The 21,277-nt window shown below is 39.4% G+C and carries 15 protein-coding genes; 2 read left to right on the top strand and 13 right to left on the bottom strand.

Going from position 1 to position 21,277, the window contains the following annotated elements:
- Positions 1–82 precede the first annotated feature (82 nt).
- The 11 genes from AUF14_RS19620 to AUF14_RS19570 all read right to left on the bottom strand — a co-directional run bounded on the left by AUF14_RS19620 (position 83) and on the right by AUF14_RS19570 (position 16,281).
- On the bottom strand, positions 83–6,232 hold the full coding sequence (locus AUF14_RS19620) for a SpaA isopeptide-forming pilin-related protein (RefSeq protein WP_102866525.1): 6,150 nt from the start codon (positions 6,230–6,232) through the stop codon (positions 83–85).
- Between the two features lie 108 nt (positions 6,233–6,340).
- Positions 6,341–7,873, bottom strand: coding sequence for a helix-turn-helix domain-containing protein (locus tag AUF14_RS19615; RefSeq protein ID WP_102866524.1), 1,533 nt, complete (start codon positions 7,871–7,873; stop codon positions 6,341–6,343).
- Between the two features lie 112 nt (positions 7,874–7,985).
- A complete protein-coding gene (locus AUF14_RS19610; protein ID WP_102866523.1) occupies positions 7,986–8,387 on the bottom strand; it encodes a VOC family protein in 402 nt (133 codons plus the stop codon).
- Positions 8,388–8,563: 176 nt separating this feature from the next.
- Positions 8,564–10,648 (bottom strand): BglG family transcription antiterminator, encoded by a 2,085-nt coding sequence (locus tag AUF14_RS19605; protein ID WP_227656406.1) that lies wholly within the window; start codon positions 10,646–10,648, stop codon positions 8,564–8,566.
- An 18-nt stretch (positions 10,649–10,666) separates the two neighbouring features.
- Positions 10,667–11,290, bottom strand: a complete 624-nt coding sequence (locus tag AUF14_RS19600) for a bifunctional 2-keto-4-hydroxyglutarate aldolase/2-keto-3-deoxy-6-phosphogluconate aldolase (protein ID WP_016178493.1) — start codon at positions 11,288–11,290, stop codon at positions 10,667–10,669.
- Positions 11,278–12,186 (bottom strand): 4-hydroxy-tetrahydrodipicolinate synthase, encoded by a 909-nt coding sequence (gene dapA / locus AUF14_RS19595; RefSeq protein ID WP_016178494.1) that lies wholly within the window; start codon positions 12,184–12,186, stop codon positions 11,278–11,280. Before dapA ends, AUF14_RS19600 begins: the two co-directional genes overlap by 13 nt.
- Positions 12,186–12,806 (bottom strand): SIS domain-containing protein, encoded by a 621-nt coding sequence (locus AUF14_RS19590; protein WP_102866521.1) that lies wholly within the window; start codon positions 12,804–12,806, stop codon positions 12,186–12,188. The genes dapA and AUF14_RS19590 overlap by 1 nt, the downstream gene beginning before the upstream one ends.
- 60 nt (positions 12,807–12,866) lie before the next feature.
- The gene (locus AUF14_RS19585) at positions 12,867–14,129 is read right to left on the bottom strand and encodes a PTS ascorbate transporter subunit IIC (RefSeq protein ID WP_048720883.1); all 1,263 of its coding nucleotides are present in this window, start codon (positions 14,127–14,129) and stop codon (positions 12,867–12,869) included.
- Positions 14,130–14,154: 25 nt separating this feature from the next.
- Positions 14,155–14,439, bottom strand: coding sequence for a PTS sugar transporter subunit IIB (locus tag AUF14_RS19580; protein WP_016178497.1), 285 nt, complete (start codon positions 14,437–14,439; stop codon positions 14,155–14,157).
- 97 nt (positions 14,440–14,536) lie between these two features.
- Positions 14,537–14,980, bottom strand: a complete 444-nt coding sequence (locus tag AUF14_RS19575) for a PTS sugar transporter subunit IIA (RefSeq protein WP_102866520.1) — start codon at positions 14,978–14,980, stop codon at positions 14,537–14,539.
- Between the two features lie 317 nt (positions 14,981–15,297).
- Positions 15,298–16,281 carry a helix-turn-helix domain-containing protein gene (locus AUF14_RS19570; RefSeq protein WP_102866519.1) on the bottom strand — a complete coding sequence of 328 codons (984 nt, stop codon included), beginning with the start codon at positions 16,279–16,281 and terminating at the stop codon, positions 15,298–15,300.
- A 179-nt stretch (positions 16,282–16,460) separates the two neighbouring features.
- Here AUF14_RS19570 and AUF14_RS19565 point away from each other — a divergent pair, with 179 nt between their 5' ends.
- A complete protein-coding gene (locus AUF14_RS19565; RefSeq protein ID WP_102866518.1) occupies positions 16,461–17,081 on the top strand; it encodes a GNAT family N-acetyltransferase in 621 nt (206 codons plus the stop codon).
- A 53-nt stretch (positions 17,082–17,134) separates the two neighbouring features.
- On the opposite strand, the gene AUF14_RS19560 is transcribed toward AUF14_RS19565, so the two are convergent.
- Entirely contained in the window at positions 17,135–18,103 is a 969-nt protein-coding gene (locus AUF14_RS19560; protein WP_227656405.1) for a helix-turn-helix transcriptional regulator, read from the bottom strand.
- Positions 18,104–18,321: 218 nt separating this feature from the next.
- Here AUF14_RS19560 and AUF14_RS19555 point away from each other — a divergent pair, with 218 nt between their 5' ends.
- Positions 18,322–20,358 carry an FAD-dependent oxidoreductase gene (locus AUF14_RS19555; protein WP_102866516.1) on the top strand — a complete coding sequence of 679 codons (2,037 nt, stop codon included), beginning with the start codon at positions 18,322–18,324 and terminating at the stop codon, positions 20,356–20,358.
- A 43-nt stretch (positions 20,359–20,401) separates the two neighbouring features.
- Here AUF14_RS19555 and AUF14_RS19550 read toward each other — a convergent pair whose 3' ends face one another.
- Positions 20,402–21,220: a histidine phosphatase family protein gene (locus tag AUF14_RS19550; protein WP_102866515.1), complete on the bottom strand. Its 819-nt coding sequence runs from the start codon at positions 21,218–21,220 to the stop codon at positions 20,402–20,404.
- Between the last annotated feature and the right edge of the window lie 57 nt (positions 21,221–21,277).

Below are 21,277 nucleotides of genomic sequence, written 5' to 3'. Positions count from 1 at the left end.
GAAGCTCATTTTTTTCGCATTTGATTAACTGCTTCAACAAAAGACCTAAGCAGCAAACACTTCACTGTTTAGGTCTTTAGAATTACTCTTTTCTTCTATAATAAATGGTTCCAGCAATGATAAGAACCGCTAAGCCAACCACCAAGTACCATGAGTTGCGGGTATCATTGGTTTTCGGATAGCTTCCTGTTGTTGTTCCTGAATCATGCTTAGAATTGTTTACTTGATTTGACGATTTCGGTACATCAACTGGTGGTAATTTCTTATTCACAAACTCTCCAACATTAACGATTGCTGGTTTATTTTCTTCAGCTGATTGAATCGTAAATTCTCGTTTCTCTTTGTTGATTGTATAGCCAGCTGGAGCTTCTTTCTCCATAAAGTAATAGTCGCCAGGCGAAAGATTTTTGACTAAGAGTTGTCCGTTTTTATCAGAAGTATATTCCCCAACTTGTTTTCCATCAGCATGATACAGTCTAAAGACTGCTCCTGCCAAGCGTTTTCCTTGATCTGAGACCTTTGTCATTTTGACGCTGCCCTGATAATTGATAAAGTCTTCAAGCGTGATGGTTTCAGGTTTCCCTGAAGCTTTGTCGCTGATTTCAAATGAAACGATCTTTTTGTTCAAGATAAAATTCTTTGGTGCTTTAGTTTCAACGAGTTCATATTTCCCAGGAGCTAATCCTGTCGCAAAAACTTTCCCTGTTTTATCTGAGATAAGCTTTTCAACTGCTTTTCCTGATGCATTCATCACCGTTTGAACCTTGCCGTCTTCATCGCGAATCTCGAACTCCGCACCTTGGAGTGCCTTACCGGCTTCATCCTTCTTCAGCCATTCGATTGAGCCCTGATAATTGATAAAATCACCTAAATCAATTGGCTCTGGTTTTCCTGTTTGTTCGTGAATCTCAAATGGATGAGGTTTGGTGTCTAAGACATAACCCTCAGGTGCTTTGGTTTCAACAAGTACATATTTTTGCGAGGCTTTCCCCTCTAGGTCAATTCCTTTAAAGTAGATTTCACCGTTTTTATCAGTAACTACGGTTGTTGTAGATTGACCTTCTCGATTTGTGACAGAGACCGGATTTCCTGTTGGCTGATCCTGATCATCTGCCTTAAAGATTTGGTATTCGGCCTCAGCTAAGGCTTCTTTTCCCTCGTTGATTTTCCGACCAAATACTTCTACTTGATAATTTTCAAAATCTAGATTGTCGATTATTGGATTTTGATCATCGTTTTCCTGAACCACAAAATAGATGGGTTGATCATTGACGATATATCCCGGTGCTGCTTTGGTTTCAACAAGCTTATAATTTCCGGCTCCAAGGTCTGAAATATCAAGAATCCCATTTTCTGGAGTGATCACTTTTCGTACAGGCTGCTCTTCGCCATCAATAATCTGGTAAAGCTCAAATTCTGCGCCTGCAATCGAACCGCCCTCACCCACTTTTGTGATTTGCGCTCTTCCGCGGAAATTCTGGAAATCACCGACATCAATAATCGCTGGTTTTCCATCGGCAGCTTTAGGTACTTCTATTTTGATCAAGGATGGATTGATGACATAATCAGAGCCTTCAGTAACGGTTGGCGCTTTTGTTTCTTGATAATAGTACGTTCCCGGTGCCAAATCCTCAAAAAGAACGTTGCCGTTTTTATCACTTTTAGCTGTTTTTACCACGGTTTTCATATCATCTTTGTAAAGAGTGAACTCTGCCCCAGATAAGCCTTCCCCATCGGTATTGCGTTTCGTTAATTGGACAGATCCTTTGTAGTTAATATAGTCAGCTAATTCAATGACTGGAACCTTACCGTTATGCGACGATTTCACCGTAAACGTGACCTTCTTTTTATTTAAGAGATAGCCTTCTGGTGCTTTCGTTTCAACCAGCGTGTAATTTCCTGGCGCTAGGTGATCGACATGAACCTTTCCATCCTCACCTGATTTAATTGATTCTTTGTTTACTTTTTGATTCGCTTCATTGTATAAATCAAACTCAGCACCTGCAAGCGCCTTGCCTTCTTTATCTTTCTTCACAAATTCAACAGAACCTTGATAGTTCGCTAATTCTAAAGGAGAACCATTTGATTGCGTCGTCACTGTTTTGGGTTTTCCGTGAGCAACTTCATCTATCGTAAAAGGGACTTCCTCATTGTTAAGAATATAGCCTTGTGGTGCTTTGGTTTCGACAAATTTGTAGTCTCCTGGTGCAAGTCCTGTTATGGTGACTTTTCCATCTGCTTGTGAGACCAAAGGCTGTGAATTCACTTTCTTGCCATTACTGTCTAAAACATCAAACTCTGCGCCTTGCAGCGGGTTCCCTTCACTGTCTGTTTTGATTAGTTCAGCAGAACCCTGATAGTTTTTATACGTTACATTGATCGTCGGGATCTGATGATGACTGTTACGATAGACTACGAAAGTTACAGGATCATTGTTCAGAATATAGCCATTGGGTGACTCAATCTCGGTAATCCGGTACAGTCCTAGCGGCAAACTATCAATTTCTAAAATCCCCTCACTATTTAAACGGTCCGGATTCAATTCTACTGGTTCCCAAAGCGCGTGATTCGGCATCAAATTGCTAAAATGTTCTAGTTTAAAACGAGCACCTTCTTGAATGTCTCCGCCAAGTTTGATGGGGTTTCCGTCAGCGTCAGTCTTTTGCAGGATGACTTTGTTGCGCTCATTCGGAATCGTCATCACTCCGGCATTTTCAGTTGAAGTACTGTCATCAATGGTGATTCTCCGACCTTCCGTTAAATCGGTTGAGATCGTAAAGCCTTTCGGTGCAGCTGTTTCAATCAATAAATACTCACCATAAGGAAGATTCCCGAAAATAAGCTGGCCGTTTTCATCAACTTCACCTTTACGCAACAATTGAGTTTTTGAGGTATTCCAAAGTTCAAACTTAGCCCCTGCTAAAGGTGTTTTTCCGTCTGCTTCTGTTTTTTGGATCACCAGCTTGCCTTTTTTACCAGACGCTGAACCGCCACTATGATTCAGTTCTACCGTGACATCTTCGCCATCACCACCAGAAACTGTCTGCTCATTGTCGCCTGTTACCGTAATTTTGTTTGAAACAGTATCTTTACTTCCCTCAGAAGAGGAGGTGATATAGCTGCGGTATTCTAGCTGATAAGCGGTATCGATTTTGTCATTCAGCTTAATCATCATGGTTTGTTTGCCAGTGACATTATCTGTGGTGACTTCTACAATATAATCCTTGTTTAATTTCAACGGTTTATCATAATTTGGCGTAATGGTGCCATCTTCTGCGACGGTTGTTTCGTATAATTGGATGGAATCTTGATCAATCACCTGATTATCAGAGGGTTCATCTTTGATCACCACATGATCAAGCGTTGATTGGGAAGGATTGATCACTGCATGCCAATTGACATAATCAGGATTTTCACTATCCTGTTCGCCGGTTTTTTGTGCATACTTCCCATCATATTTCACGCTGACCTCTCCGGTGACATCACGATCATCGTCATTGTTTTCATAATGTGCAACATTGGTGTATTGATTCGATCCTTCGACGATTTTCCCTTCTACAGAGGTGTCAAATTCGATTAGATACGTTTCATCTGAACCTTCAGGAAAATCAATTTGCAGCAGCTGATCATTGGAAGTGCTAGGTTCAATAATCTTCTTCATCTCGTCATTTACGACTTCTTCAGGCTGCTTCTTCGTAACGGTGCCATCTTTCTTGACCTCAGCCTTGTAAATCTTCAACGAACCATCAACGTAATCTTGATTTTCTTTTATCTTATCCTGCAACTGTGCGTGCGTCAGGATATTATGACTGAGATTCACTGCAATCGTCCAAGTAATATGCTTCGTTTGAGCATTATAGATCCCACTTTTTTGAGCGTTTAATTGGAATGGATCATGAGGTTTGAAGTCTTTGTCGTCATCAGAAGTATGCTTCCCGCCATTTTTATCCTCCCAATCAGCCTGCATTTTATTTTTAAAATGATCTAACTCAGGATTATTAGGGTCCAATAAGCTCACATCAAAATTCGTCCGATAGTTGATTTCTAATTCGGACTCCGTTGGATTGTAATCTCCTTTAAAAACGACCTTAAAGCCCATCTCATTTTTTCCTGAGCTATCACTTAATAACTCAAGATCATAATCTTGTCCTGGTACCAATACACGATTCTTCGTTACATCACGAATTTCAAAATCCGGCTTTAAATCTTCTTTGATCGCCATTGATAGACCTGGTATTGGAGAATAGGTATCGGTTAACACTAGGTTTTCCATGTAATAGTGATTTTTATTGACATTGATCTTCCAGCCAACTTTTTTGTCCGCGTAATCGATATCTGTAATATTTTTGATCACGTTTTGTTGCTGCGCCGTTCCTTTGTCACCATCTGTTTGCCCCGTGCCTGTCGTAACATTATTTGTTACTTGAGTAGGATCGGAGACGATACCGTTCACCTTGGTTTTGTACTCGACTCGCACCGCTCCGTCGACATCATTTAAAAATTTAATGACAAATCCTTCACCATCAGGATTGGGCTCCAAAACATAATCTTTTCCTTCAACTAAAGCTTCTCCCTTAACTTCATTTCCTTTTTTATCGAAGGTGATTGGATAAAGCTTGATTGAATCATCGATAAGGTCCATATTTTTACTAATGGTATCCGTAATGATGGCATCACCTTTAGCGATATTCTTCTCGTCATAGTTGTATTTGATCGCCCAGCTGAATTCCTGATTATTGGGGTCATAATTAACCATATTTTTTTCAACTGGCTTTCCGAATGTGTTTGTCACAGTTGCTTTGGCATCGATTCCATCGTCATCATTTTTATCAGTTAACTGTGCGACGTTAGTAAAGCTGACTTTCCCGCCATTCTCTGGCTTCGCTGAATCCTTGATATCTGTTTGATAAACTAAACGATAGGCTTTGTTGGTCTCACCTAAAATCGTGACATTGCCATTTTTATCAACAGTATATTCATTCGGACTGAGTTCTCGACCTACTTCTTTGATGGTTCCATCGAGATTCATTTCTAATTCCATTACTTTTACAGATTTATAGTCAATTCCTTCAGGCCATTTTTCCGTGATCTTCGGATCTTCTAAATGGTTCATGGATTGATTAAAGTCGACTGTCCACTCGACACTGCTAGGATTAGGAGTCCGATCAAAGTGTCCCTGCTTGTCAATGGATTGCTCCGTATCAGGACGGATCTCAATATTGACAGGCGGTAAGTCATCCTCCACCGGATAATGAATAGTGATGTCACCGGGGCCATCAATATGCTCTTTTTTGAACTCCGTATCAAAATAAAAACTGCCATTAATATCACTTTGATTTTTTACCTCTTCAGTAAATTCAAAACGAATATTTCCGTCTTGATCAATGGTATATTTGGCGTAAACTTCGCCTGCTTCGTTTTTCAACTCACCGACTTGTGCCTGCTTAGGCTTCAGTTCTTCAGGTAATTTGAAATCAAAGTAATCGCCTGGTTCGATTTGCTGACGCACATCTTCTGGGATATTCCAGGTATAAAACGCCCGAACGGTTATGTTAGATGTAATCGGCGGGGTGACAACATTGCCATCCTCATCCAAATAAACTAAATTCGAGCTCGTCAAAATCGTTCCTTCACCATTCGGAAAATACTCTCGAATATCGGTAGGGCCGTCAGCCCGCGGCTTAGTTTCTGACTGAGTGGATTCTGTTGTCGCTGCTGTTGCTGATTCAGTCGCTTTCGATGAATCAGGCTCTGTGTTTTCTGTTTTGCCAGTTTCTGAAGAGCTCGTTGTTATTTCGTTTGAACTCGCTGATTCAGATGTAGTCGCTTGTTCAAACGTATAGGTCAACTGCTGTTGCTCATAAGAAATATCCAAGGAAGATAGCCCTTTTATATCCTTAAGATCTACATGAATGGTTCCTACTCCAGCAACATCTCTTGGAATAATAAGCTCTTGATCGTTCTCTATTTTTAATGCTATTGATTTTCCAGCTATTTCTATAGTCGCTTGCTGAATGACTGGTTGAGAGAGCTGAACTCTGCGATCTTCTTGCCCCTCTTCTAATGTAAGCTGAACGTCAAGTTGACTCGCATTCTGTCCTTCCGAAACATTTTCAAGCTTTATTGCAGGTTTATCCTCGGCAAACACTGTCAAAGGAGTCAGTGAGTTGATCAAAATTAACAAGGTCATTAAGCCATATATTAATTGGTCAATTATTTTTTTTCGCTTCATTTTCACACCTCTTACTTCAAATTTCTTAAACTGCCATTTCTATTTATAGCAGATTATTTTTTCAGAAATTTTCAAAAATGAAGCTTTCATAGAACACTTTTTGAGAGACTAAATTTTTTGTTTTTCCTTTGAAATCAAATCTAAAACCTGTGTTAAACGATTTAGATCATTGAGCTCCAAACGTCTGCCAATAACTACTAGCTGAGCTTGTGGATAAACCTTTTTTAAATCTTTAAAGGTACCTGTAGTCAGTAAAATATCCACTTCTTCCGTGTTAGCTGAAAAAACATCAATAAATGTCACATTGTACAAATAGTTAAAGTGTCCTTGCAGCTGTTCGATGTAATTTTTGGTCATCAGATTGGGCATATCGCTTTCGACTAAAACGGTAATGGGCACTTCATATTTACACGGGTTTTCCAAGTATAAAGCATTTTTCAGATAAGGAATCATTAAAAAAGCGACTTCTAAAAAGATTGGATTTTTTGATTCTGCATACAATTCTTCAATAAATCGGCGCATTTTTTCTGTCATTCGCGGATAGCGTTTTTGGAAAATTGCTTTGTACGTATTCCCTGTCATGTCGGTATTGAAGCCTTTAAAATATTGCGCAAAAAAATGACTGCTTAGTATATAATTTCGGAAGCGTAAAAATTCTGCTTCTTTAATAGGAAAGAACTCTTCCTGAAATCTTCTAATCATCAAATCCGTCGCTGAAAAAATTGGGGTATGCTGCTGAGCTTGCTGTTGATACAAAGCATTGATTAATGGTTCCTTAAAAACATCGATCGTTTTAGACATGGCTAACCAAACGAGGAAAAAGAAAGGAATCTCAGAATGCTTCGTGTTGATTACACCTTGAGATGGACTAAGCTGCTTTTCAAAAATAGGATACAACGTATTGGAGGTAATCCTCTTTTCTAATTCTGTAGGCATTTGGAGAATATTACCCTTACGAGTACGAATGACTGCTTCTGCAAAAATATAAGCCAGCTGCTTTTTATAGGCATAAGGAATATTGGGATAAACGGTAAATTCACTATCCAAGATTTCTTCAACATATCCCTCAAGCAATTGCTCATTGATAAAGGGAAAGGGCCAACTGCTTCCACGATAAATACTCCAGAAAAAAATCACCATGATCATGCGAATCTGGTATTCTTCTCCCTCCAACTGAAAAGTATCACGACTAATTTTAACCTTATAACGAGATAACATCCGGCGAACCTTCGCTAAATCTCTTCTCACTGTCGATTCACTGGTAAAGTGGGCAAGCGCATAATGGCGCACACTTTGAAATTCATCCATAATCAATGTTTTTAAAAGAACGACTGTGGGGCATTCCTGCACAATCTCAGTTACTAAGTTATATACATCTGCGTCTATTGCAACCGTCAGACGAACTCCTTTTCCTTTTGATAATTGCAAAGAAAATTTATCTGAATGAAGGTCAGCAATTTTTTCAGCTAAACTATTCATTATGCTTAGCGTGGTTCGTTTACTTAAACCTAAAGCATCACTTAGCCACTCTCGTGTTACCCAATAGCCATTTTTCTCATTCAATAATAAAATCATTCGCCGCTGAAGAAAGGTCTCTCGATCAAATAGCTCTTCAAAGTAATCTTTTTGTGTTGTTGGCATCTTTATCCCTCTTTTTTTAAAGAATCATCTATTTTAGAATAAGCAAAAAGTTAAAAAAAGAGTATTACAACGCTCAAAAAAAAAAATCACGGATTACTCCGCGATTTTTTTGTTAAGGTATATTCATCCATACTGGTTCAAATTGATTGCCGTCCAAATCGGTGACTTCCAAACTAAACATTTGATCCTCCGGCATGTTCATATCCACCGAGAAATAGTCTCCACCATTGGCCTTTGCTGCTTCCGCAATTTTTTTCACTACATCAGGACTCTCTACAGAAAAAGCGGTTAACGTACTGCTTTCTTTTTCAGTGTCTGCGATCCTTTTATTTTTCAAGAACAGATTATAAAAATCATATTCTAGTAGCATAATCCAAAATGTATCATCCCACATCATCGAACTGGACTGCTCATTAGAAAACTCCACATTCTTCTTAAATCCTAGTTTCTCATAAAATTCGGTCGAAGCTTGCACATCTTTCACTGGGTAATTGGTAAATACCATTGCTGCCATCTCGTTCACTCCTTTGAATTTTCGTCTATTATGCAAGAATAACGAAATTAAAGCAAAGAAAGCGCTTGTATTTCAGTGAACGAAATATATTAATTTTCTCGTCTAACAGCAAGAATCAAGATTACATAAAAAACAGTCATACTCTTTTTTGAATACAACTGTTTTCTTAAGCTTTTCTATAACAAATCTGCGATCCATTGATAGGCTGCTTCTTTTGATGACACAGAATCCAGCATATTAAAAAAATCTGGTCGATCAATCAGTGCCACCAGTTCAGCTAGTGCAGTTAAATGTCTTTTGCTGTCTACCGCCGCTAGGGTAAAAATATACTTCATTGGTGTTTTCCCTAAAATTTTTATCGGCTCCTTAAGTACCGTTATTCCTAATCCCACCTCTTTCGCTCCATCTTCAGGACGAGCATGAGGCAACGCGACATGATCAGAAATAACCATGTAAGGCCCTTCCTCGTATGTCGTTTGGATGATCTTGTCAATATAACGTCGGCTTACGATTTCTGCTTCGATCAGCGGTGTCGCGGCTACGTAAAAAGCTTCCTCCCAGCTATTTGTTGCAAGGTTTAACTGAATAAAAGCCGGAGAGAGAATATCTGTAAGACTGAGCTCATCTTTACCTGAAACACTTGGTAGAATATCTTCTGGATTATAGATTCTAGGCTGCTTCAACCGCCTTTTCAATTCTTTTCGTAATCCGAGCTCATCCTTTATAGTCGTGAACCTATCAATAATTGCAAAAAGCTCTTCAAATTGATAATCCCCCGATAAGTTTCCAGGACCGTTTTGAATCTCTTGGACCAAGTTGTATTTTTCGTCAATCGTCATAATCGGATTCACTGTATAGACCGGTTTTTTCAAAGAATAAAGCCGCATATTAGGTACAGTAGTGAAAATCATGTCATAATCCTGTTTTTTCTGATAGATCTCGTTTGTCTCTATTGGACCTATAAAAATCATATCTGGAAAAAGATTCTTTAACTCATTGTAAATAATTGCCGAGCTTCCGATACCATTCGGACAAACAATAATACCGACCTTTCGCTTCACTTGGTATTCATCATTATTATCAATTAAAGAAGCAAAATGGATGGTTAAAAAAGAGATTTCCTCATCAGGAATCATCGTTCCGAATAGATTCTCGATTGGCTTCATCGTTTCCTTAACGATTTGAAATAAATCTGGGTATTCTTGAATAATTTTTTTACTCAGAGGATTGATAATCGGAAGATGAAAAAACAATCGATAGTAAGCTGGACGAAAGTGACTGTATACTTGCTTTTTCACCGTTTTCTTATCTTTAAAACGAATACCCGACAAGCGTTCAAAACGATCAAAGATTCTTTCTACTAATTCATTAATGATAGAAGAATCTGGCGCTTCTTCGTCAGCATCCCCAATAGCCATGCCCAGCATCCAGCCACAAATATAAAGTATGGCGTATGGATTGTCGATTGAGAACTTTGCAAGCAGGCTTCGAGAAAAGCTATACTCCTTCATTTGGTAAAACTTCTGGAAATTGTACCTCTCATAAAACTCTGACCATTCTTTGGATAAATGCGGCAACAAAAAAATCAGCATGTAACTAAATTCCAGCAATCGATTTTCCACCAATACAATGGAATAATGTTCCAATTCTGCAGCAATCTGTCGAAAGACTTTCTCCTTCTGGATTGTCCCTTCGTTAAATAAAAAATAATCCCAAAGAAAGCTGCCATTATCTGAACGTAAATCCTCTAGCACCATCTTCATTAATTGATAGCGCAAGACCGATTCATTTCCAGCCAGATAGTAACCCTTTTTCCGATTATATTTGATTTGAATATCAAGAGATTCCAATTCTTTTTCGACTTTTTTCAAGTCATTGATAAAAGTAGTTTTTCCAATATCCAATACGCCTAAAAAATGATTCACCGATAAGTATTCTTCATAATGATAGAAAAGCATCAGATAAATATATTTTTTTCGTTCCTCAATATCCATCTCATAGTATCGATAAACATGATCGCTAGAGAAAAAATCAACAAAAAACAGACGACTTGCTTCTGACAGATGATAGTTATTTCCATCAAAGTAGACAGGAGGATGCCCTTCATCCGATAAGGATTCATTGATTTTAGTGATGACGTAATCGACTTGAACGCGTGACAAATTAAGCTGACCTGTTAAATTTCTTTGAGGAATAATAGGTTTTTCAATCATTTTTATCAGTACTTGCCGTGTTCGCTGATCAATTTTGTACACATCCATTCCTCCTGTCTAAGTAGATTAACCTGCTGAAACTTTCTGACGTAATTGTCTAGCATTTTCCGCGATTTCTGACTTGGTTCCTTTTGACAATAGTGTCCCGATCCCCATACAGTCGACACCTGCTTCAAGCCAATCAGACACATTGTCAATGGTGACTCCGCCTGATGAAAGCATGGGAACTTGCGGCATCGGTGTTTTAATAGTAGAAACGACTTTTGGACCAATGAAAGATGAGGTAGGAAAGGCCTTGATCATATCTGCACCCGCCTCAAGCGCCTCAACGATTTCGGTCATCGATGTACAGCCCGGCATGTAAGGGATCTGATAGCGATTACACAACTTTGCCACGTCTATGTTGAAATTAGGAGCAATGATAAACTCAGCTCCTTTTAATAGTGCTTGACGAGCCGTCTCGCTGTCAAGCACAGTTCCAGCTCCGATAACTATTTTTTCTTGGTAAATTTCTTTTAATTGTTCGATAATGTCACCCGCATTATTATTCGTATAGCTGATTTCTAAACAGGAAATCTTTCCTTCAAGACAGCCATCAACGATTTCTTGAGCCCGTTCAATTGTTTCTACTCGAATAATCGCCATTAATTTTTCCTGATACAGTCGAGATAACGTCGTTAATTTTCGCATTTTAGTTTCTCCATCCCTTCAATTTCCTTGTATTTTGATAGTGTTTCGCAAATTTCAGCGTCAAATTTTGAAGAAACTTTACGAACTGGTTTTTTTGGTGCTCCTACAGGAAATCCGATAAGCTCTAAACTATGCTTAAGAACACTGGGAACAGTCGCTAATTTTAGAATACCTCGAAAATCATTGATGCTTTCTTGAAGAACTTGAGCTCGCTCCATTTTATTCTCAAGAAAAGCCTGATAAATTCCTAAATCAGTCTTTGTTAATACATTAGATGTGGCAGCCACCGCTCCATCTACTCCCATCTGCAAAGCTGGTAAAATCAAGGAATCTGATCCTATCAAAATTGAAAAATCCTCTCGATCATTCGTCTCTAAGTACATTTGAATATTTTCTAATTTCCCGCTACTGTCCTTAATTCCGATAATTTGCGGAAGCTGGATTAATTCCTTAAAGACAGATTCATTTATTGATAGTTGAGTATTTGCAGGAATATTATAGAGAATCATTGGAAGATTGGTATTTAAGGCAATTGTTTGATAATGCTGAATCAGCTCTTCATCGCTTAGTTTGATTAGATAAGGAGTGATTACCGAAACCGCATCGACACCAAGCTCTGCAAATTGATTGGTTACTTTAATCACTTCTTCTGTAGAGATCCCGCCGGAGCCAGCAAAAACAGGGACTCGACCAGCAGCTTCATCAACTACGATTTTTACCAACGCTAATTTTTCTGCTTCGCTAAGCGCATAGAATTCTCCATTTGTTCCAAGGACAAATAGCCCGTGAACACCATCATTGATCAGCTTGTTTACTAGCTTACGTGTCGCAGCTTCGTTAATTCCGTCCTCTGATAATGGGGTCACCATCGCCGTAATAATTCCTTTGATTTTCATTAGAGTCCAACTTTCTTTCTATTTTTGATTGATTCGCCTAAGGCACCGCCTGGATGCCACTGGTAATATTTATCTAAATCTAGCTGTTCTTCTTGTTGTAATAAAATAGAAAGACATTGCAAGACAATGATTTCAGCAATAATCGAAATTCTTGGCGGCTTGTTCAAATCATCGCCCTCTTGATTCACTCCCGCTAAGAGAAAAACGGTTGATTGGTCTTTCAACCAAGAATTTTCTCCCCCACTAACACCGATAATTTTGGCGTCTAAACATTTCAAGGATTCCACTGTACGTTTTAGTTCTTCTGTTTGTCCGCTGTTTGAAATAGCGATCACGACATCGCCCGGCAGTACTTGTCCGGCTGAACCATGAATTGCCTCGGTTGTATCTAAATAGTAGGTCGGTGTTCCGACTGAAGAATTCAGTGCTGCAATATATTCCGCCACATGACTAGGCTTCCCTACGCCTGTTACGTGCACGCGCCCATGCTTTCGTTTTGATTCTGAAATGACTTCACAGGCCTCCACGATTTTGCTTTTATCCATTCGTTTGATGTATTCGTTAATTTCTGGCTGAAGAACATCAATATATGCGTCTAATTTTTTTGTAGTAATTTCCATTCGCTTACCCTCTTTTCTTTTTAAAACAGACTTAGCGGAATCCCACTAAGTCTGCTCGTTTTACATACCAAACAGTGACAACAATTTATCTAGCAAGATGCCCATCACGTTATAGTCGATATTCGGGAAGGTTGATCCTTCAATCCCCAATGTCCCATATAATGGATAGAGTACCGTTGGCAAAAAGGCCAATAATAAGCCAATAACGAATGATCCTACTACTGCGCCTCGCCAGCCACCAGTAGAATTTCCAAAGACCCCTGCTGTTCCGCCAGAGAAAAAGCAGATATGAGCAGCTGGGATGATCACTACCGGAAACTTGAGCGCGACCATTATAAAGACACCTATCAGTCCAGCGGCATATGAAGACAAGAATCCGACAATAACTGCTGTTGGTGCAAATGGAAATACAGTCGGTACATCAAGAGCGGGACGAGAATTGGGAATAAACTTCTCAGAAATCGAAACAAAAGCAGCTGTGATTTCCCCTAAGAACATCCGTACACCTGTCATCAGGATCGACATGCCGGCAGCAAACGTAAAGGCTTGAACGAATGGGAATACTAACCAGTGCTGAGAACCCGCAAGCTCTTCCACAGCTGGACGTCCGGCTTTTAACGCAGAAACATAAAATAAGATCAACATAACTGCCGAAACACCCATTAAGAAATCACGGAAAAATGATAGCCATTTAGGAAAATTAATATGCTCTGTTGTTTTTTCTTTGTGTTTGCTGAATAATTTGCCAATATATCCAGATAAGGCATAGCCGATCATATTAAAATGACCGATCGCTGTCGCATCACTATCTGTTATCTTACGCATAAAAGGCTGACACAGCTCTGGTAATGCAGCAGAGAAGAATCCTAATAGTAAGCCTCCGATAGCAATTGCCGGAATATCTGCTACATGATGCGCCTTCAAAATCAATGAAAGTACACAGGCGAAGAATAAACTATGCCCCGTAGTGAAAAAAATATTTTTAAATGGAGTGACTCGAGCAATCACTAGGTTCATGATGAAACCGACAATCAGCGTACAGCTAGTAACAAATGCATACTCGGTTTGAGCTAAGGCCGTTGCCGCTTCGGGAGAGGCTACAACCCCTTGAATATGAAATCCGCTTTGGAATAGCTGATTGAAATTTTGCAGAGCAGCAGTCATGATCGATCCGCCTGCGCTGAAGACTAGAAACCCAATAATCGTTTTGAATGTGCCTGTTAAAACCTCTGTTCCGCTTTTCTTTTGAGCAACAAGCCCAATAAATGCGACAAACCCTAACATGACCGCTGGTGTACTTAAAAAGCTGATCAAAAAATCCATTGTTTATTTCCCTCCCATAATCGTCTTATCCTAAATCGGCTAAAACAGCTTCTAATTTTGTTTTGATCTCATTTTTATCGACGATGTTTCCAATACCAATAAGCTTATAGGGTAAATTTTTCTGGGCTAATTCTTCGGCAACGTCTGGCAGCGTAATAATCATTTGTCCGCCAAATCCTTGAACACCATCTAGAGAAGAATGCTCTACCTCAATGGGGAAATTGTTGGCTTTGATTACCTCTATTACTTTGATTTTTAACATTAAACTTGACCCTACTCCTGCTCGACAGGCTACTAACGCTTTATACATAATGACGCTCTCCTTTTCTACTGTTAAGTTTTTTTATAATTAGTTTCGCGAAAACTATTTTTTGTTTCTGATTCATTTAGTAAATAGAAATCTTCTTTTATTCTTTTCTAAAATAATTGATGAACTCTTGAGTGGAGGATACCTTTTCTAAAAACTGAATAAACTCTTTTTGACTTAACAACTCCGCCAGCTTTGACAGCAATTCAACGTGTTCATTGCTTTCTTTTGCACTAAGAGGGAAAAGATATTTTACGGGATCGTTGGTCTCGTGTCCCGAAATAACAGGACGCTTCAATCGAACAAATCCTAAACCCAGCTTATTTGCACCATCTGCTACTGGTGCATGAGGCAGCGCAATGTTTTTGGTAATCACGATATAGGGCCCTGTTTTTTGATATATTTGAACAACTGACTCGACATATCCTTTTGTGACTGTTGCTCTTTTTACTAAAGGATCAAAGGATTTTCTTATCGCCTCCTCGAAGTTTTCAACTTCTAGATCAAGCTGAATATATGATTCTTCAATACTTTCATGCAGCACTTCTTTCACCTCTTTATATATATTTCCTTTACATCTCCACTATATTTGAGAGCGGATACATCCGCAATGGCGAGTCGGTTCGCTTTATTTTTTTAATGACATAAGAAGTGAACCGTCTGAATAATTTAACAGCAAAGAAATCTGAAAAACTGAATTTTCAATGGCATTCGGTCACTTTGAGCCTAGTTTGGTTCATTATTTTATTAAATGACCCAAAAAATCGGTCCAACTTTTACGATAACTGAATGATCACAAAAAAGACCAACTAATCATTCATTAGTTAGTCCTGGTTGTCTAAATTCAATTATTAAGCTTCTCTATGAAAAAACAATAAAATCTTCTTGATTTGCTTGATTGATCATGATTCCTTGAAGCATTTCCTCATACATACGCTGCATTGTTGGCTGTTTCAAAATGCGAAAAATCGAAATGGCTTGTTCACAGTTTTGTTTCCCTGATTTTAAGGAACCTGAGATAATTTTTACCCAGCCTTGGTAAAACAGTAATTTTGTACTATTTAATAAATCCCCCTGATCGTGGAGCAATTTCTCTGTTTCTACCAGTACCTCCTTTGCCCACGTCAGTTTTTGAAAGTTGATAAAGGTCGCACAGGTACCAAACAATAATTCAAATTTCATCCGTTGCATCAGCTGAACTCCAACCTCCTTCTCTATCCGCGAGACAGCCGTTCGCAATAGCTGATGGACGGTCTCAACGGGAAAGCTGAATTGGAAAAAACGAAAGAGGAGGACTTCAAAAACGCCCCAATTCTCAACATTATATAAATAGTTGACTACCGGTTCTGACAGCGTCTGTAATTCGTCAAAAAAAGCGTTAAGCTTGATTGGTTCCTCTTGCTCACGCCGATCATTCAATTGATAGCACAGACGTAATAACTGGCATAGCAGTTTTAAAAATTTTTCGCCTCGGTTTTTTTCCGTGAACGTTTGACTCAATTCCCTCATCTGATGAACGCCTTTATTAAAATCACGTGATTCATTCACTTCATTGTTGGATTTGAAGATCTGGTTTAAATAGAAGGTAAATTTTCCTGTCATAAAAAATGGCTGCTCAGACAGGTAATGATAAAGCTTAGGTTCTGCTGCTTGATCGCGCAAATAAAGGAATTCCTCTAAGGAAACATTGATTTGTTCCAATAAATGCTCTAAGCGATAGAAACTAATATTCGAATTTTCCTTTTCAAATTTACTAATAAAAGATACGCTGTTGACCTCATCGGCGACATCCTGCAAACGCAAGCCACGGTCTTTGCGTAATTGACGAAAAAGCTTCCCATCCATCCTTCTTCCTCCTTCATAAACGTCATTACTAAATTCCACTATAGTAGAATTATTAGTTAGCTAAAGTGTAAATTATCTATACTTAATCAACAAGACTATTTATTTTTTTCACACGATTCAAGCAGAACACTAAAGACTATTTCCTAAAACCATACAAACATTATTTGAGGAGTGATTTTATGAGAAGCGCAACGATGGAAGATCTACCGGAAATTGTAAATTTTATTTATGAGCGATTTTCAAACTTAGAGCATTTTAACTTTTTAACCGAGCATATGGACCATTCAGAAGAGATTTTGAAGAAATTTATTGAAACAGAAATTCTGCTTTTTTTAAAGCATGAAAAGGTTCAAATCTATGGTGAACCGATTGTCGGCATGATCAGCAGTATTCCGTCGAAAAAGCTCACTTTGTTTCGCCAGTTTCTGTACTCCTTGCCTTCTAGAAAAATCTTAAAGGAACTTCCTGTGGAGGACCGGAGACGGCTCTTAAAAAAGAACAAGCTAGTCGCTGAAATTCATCACACGCTTCCCTGGCATAAAAAGTATACTAAAAACAGCTATTATATTGCTCAGATCGCAGTCGCAAAAGAAGCCAAAGGTACTGGTGTGATGCGCAAACTGCTGACACCGATCTTTGCAGACTGTCAAAGACAGAATATGGATATTGTGCTGGAGACAATGACCGAAGCAAATGTCCCAATTTATGAACATTTCGGGTTTAAACTAGTGGAAATCCACCAAAGTCAGAATGTTCCTTACGAGGAGTATTGCTTGATTAAACGAGCTAAGAAAAATTAGAAAAAGAACTGGCTCTTTATTGATAGATTAAGAGCTAGTTCTTTTCGTTATGCTTAAATATTTGCTAACAACGGGCACTCGTTTTCCTCTGCAATGCCCGCTTTTTGCATTTTCTGAACTCTTTTACGATAAACCAAAGGAGAGATACGATATTTCTGTTTGAAGCGCTTACTAAAATAAGCAGAATCATTATAGCCGCATTGAAAAGCAATAGTTGTAATTGAAAGATTCGTTTGATACAAAAGGATCGCCGCCGTTGTTAAGCGCAAATCATTCAAATAGTGACTGTAGGACAAATCCGCAGCCTGAAAAACCTTTTGCAGCGTTCTGATCGAGATCTGGCAATAGGACGCAGTCTGCTCTAACGTTAACCCTGCATCCTGCAAATTTCTGCGCATAAAATCTGTTGCAACGATTAAAAGTTCATTATAGTTTTCACTGGCTAAAAAGGGCTCTGCTTCTGGCAGCCAATCACAAAAAAGCTGAACGAAATGCTTTAACAGCACGCGATTCTCTTCTTCAGAACAAGAAACAAATTGATCCGCAAGCTGAAAAATCATTTCCAACAACACCCGTCCCATTCCTTTTTCTGCACTAATAATTCGGCTAGACATCAAAGTGGGCAGCAGTCTTTTTGTCTGATAATCTTTTTGAATAAATAGATTAATCCCTTCAGTAGTTCTTTCTCTTTGATATCTGCTGGTTGCCTGCAAATCAAAAATTCCGATGGTGTAATCCTTTAAGATGCTGGTCTTTTCTCCATTCGAATGACGTTCAAATCCCTTTTTGATAAAACGAAAACCTATATAATCATTTTGATCTTTTGAGCGACGAGTAAAAATTCCTTGCGAACGATCGACAATACTGTGGGTCAGCACCATGTGATCCAATTGATAAATTCTAGAGACAGACAGTGTTTCTTTGGGACTATTAATCGTATATTGAAAGTTCAGTTGAGATAAACCATTCGAATAGTCCTGCGACTTAGAAAACTGAGAACAATGGACTCCTCGTTCTGTCATCGGCTCTTCCGCTCCCCTCGCGTAATAGTTATATTCCTCGGGCGCTAAAATCATAGTGAACTTCGTCAGATATTCTATACTTGAATTATACTATTTGTATAATATTTCACAACTCCATTTAAAAAAGCGCTGCCTTGCTGTTTTGTGCTTCAATAATGCAGCCAAAGGATAGAACGCTTGAAAATAGATCCATAAAAAAGAAAAGGAGGAATTATTGTATGACGTCAAAATTTGAAAGTTTGTTTTCCCCTTTGAAAATTGGTCCTGTTGAAATTCCTAATCGGATCGCCATGATGCCTATGGGTGTCTTTTCCCCGCGCTTGCTGAATATGGAAACAATTGCTTATACCAAAGAAGGAGCCGATTACTACATCGAAAGAGCCAAAGGCGGCACAGGCTTGATCATTACTGGCTTGATGCCGGTGGTAAACAATATGGGCTTTTGTATTCTAAGTAATCCTGAAGGTTATGTCAGAGATATGAAATATTTAATGGATGGTGTTCATGAAGCTGGCGGGAAAGTATTTGTCCAACTAACGGCGTTGACTGGTCGTGCCAATCATGGTTTAGTCGGTATCTGCCCTGCTCCTGCACCCATCCAAAACGTTTGGGACCCGACAAAAACCGATCGTGGCATGTCGAAAGAAGAAATCAAAGAATATATTGAAAACTTTGCCAAAGGAGCAAAATTGGTTCAAGAGGCTGGTGGTGACGGTGTTGAAATCCACGCGGTCCACGAAGGCTATCTGCTGGATCAATTCGCGATTTCCTTCTTTAACCGACGCACTGATGAATACGGCGGATCGTTAGAAAATCGGCTGCGGATCATCAGAGAAATCGTTGAAGCTATCAAGGGTGCCTGCGGGCCGGACTTCCCTGTTTCAATGCGTTACAGTGTGAAAAGCTATGTCAAAGACTTTAACCGCGGCGCGATTCCAGGAGAAGAATTTGAAGAAAGGGGCCGTGACTACGAAGAATCTTTCATTGTGGCAAAAAAATTAGAAGAATTCGGCTACGATATGCTGAACTGTGACAACGGCAGCTATGACTCCTGGTTCTGGGCTCATCCGCCAATGTATATGCCAAAAGCCTGCAATTTAGAAGATGTGATGAAGGTCAAAGAGGTCGTTTCGATTCCAGTCGCTTGTGCCGGCAGATTTGATGATCCAGCATTAGCCGATCAGGTAATTGCCGATGGAAAACTAGATATTATGGGGATGGGACGTCCATTATTGGCTGATCCATATGCGCCTGTGAAATTCTCCCAAGGTCGCTTAGACGATGTGCGCCCATGTATTTATTGTCATCAAGGCTGCTTGGGAAGGATTTTCCAATTCAAGGATATCTCCTGTGCAGTCAATCCAGCTTGTGGACGAGAAAAAAGCTATGCCTTAACTCCTGCTGCGACAAAGAAAAAAATCTTAGTCGTTGGCGGCGGACTTGGTGGGATGGAAGCGGCTCGCGTTGCGGCGATTCGCGGACATGCCGTTGATTTGTATGAAAAAACCGACCAGTTAGGCGGTGTATTTGTCGCTGCGGCAACGCCTGATTTCAAAGAGGATGATCGGCATTTACTGGATTGGTACAAGAAACAAATGAATGATCTAATGATAAATATTCATCTGAACAGCGAGGTTTCCCCTGAACAGACACAAACCTATGATGAAGTATTTGTTGCCACTGGTGCAAATGAACGCCGATTAGATACGCCAGGCTTTGACAGTGAGCACGTGACCTACGCTATTGATGCCTTACGCTACAAAGAAATCAACGGAGAAAACGTAGTAGTGGTAGGCGGCGGCTTAACCGGCTGTGAAATCGCTTATGATTTAGCTAAAAAAGGGAAAAAGGTCACTATCATCGAAGCCAGCGAAACAATCTTGAATGCCTTTGGTTTGTCTGCTGCCAACTACAATATGATGATGGAGCTGTTAGATTACTACCAAGTAACTGTTTTGAAAAATTCAGTTGTTGATAAATTTGCCGATGGTACAGCGTATGTAACAGAGACAGTCAAAAACTATCCAAATGTCGCAAATCGTGCACAGCACATGTTTGCTCTCGGTGTTCAAGGAATGCCAAAGGCTCATGAGATTCCAACCGATGACATTATTATTTCTGTCGGCTATACTCCAGATGATGCGTTATATCAAGCAATTCAGGCAGACCATGTTCATTTGATTGGTGACGCGAAGAAACCGACCAATGTAATGGACGCCATTTGGGAAGCTTATGAAGCAGCGATGAATGTGTAATTAAACGTTAAAAGGGAAGCTGCAATGACTTCCCTTTTAACATTTATTTTTCGTTTGTTCCAGCTTCTGCGTAGGCTGTATTCCCAACTTCTTTTACTTTGAACTTCCCATCTTTATAAACGATTTTGGTAACACTGGCATTCGCTAGCTGACCGCCTTCTGGAGTTTCCTCTGTCATATCCGAGATCATTGATAAAATTGACATTCCATGGGCAACAACGAGAACATTTCCGCCTCCATCTTCGGCAGTTTCCTCAGCAATTTCTGTTAGTTCCTTTTGCATCCGATGTCTAACACCGTCCCACTCTTCAGACATCCCCGATTTATCGATTTTTTTCAACGCGCTCAGCATTTCTGGAACAGTGGCTTCTCCAGAACTGATAGCTTTCATGAAGTCTTCATATGAATCATAGCCTAATTCTTTTCCAGCATCTCCCCACATCACTTCATCGTGTTCGCCTTCATAGGACCCAAAACAAACTTCTCGCAAATTTTTACTTTCTTTCACTTGAAGATCAGATTGTCCATTATTTTTAAGCGCTAGTCTTGCAGTCTCACGTGCACGGCCAGCATCGCTTGAATATGCTGATTTAAAGGTAATCTTCTTTTCCTTCAACCCTTTCCCTAGTTGTTCGGCGACCTTCACACCGTCATCAGTCAACGGTGTATCTGACCAGCCTTGCGCCCGATGGACCGTATTAAACATAGTCTTTCCATGACGTGTCACGTATAACACTACTTCGTCAGTTTTGTCTGTACTCGCATTTGAATCGCTTGTCTTAGCTCCACTGGTACTACAGCCAGTCAGCATCAATAAAATGATCGCCAACAAACTAAAAATCCCTTTGAAATTCTTACGCATTTCTTTTTTCTCTCCTTACATGGCTAATTGATTTTTATCACTAATAGTTTCCAATAG

This window comes from Enterococcus avium (assembly GCF_002891025.1).
GTDB lineage: Bacteria > Bacillota > Bacilli > Lactobacillales > Enterococcaceae > Enterococcus_A > Enterococcus_A avium.
This window is presented reverse-complemented; position numbering and strand designations above follow the sequence as displayed.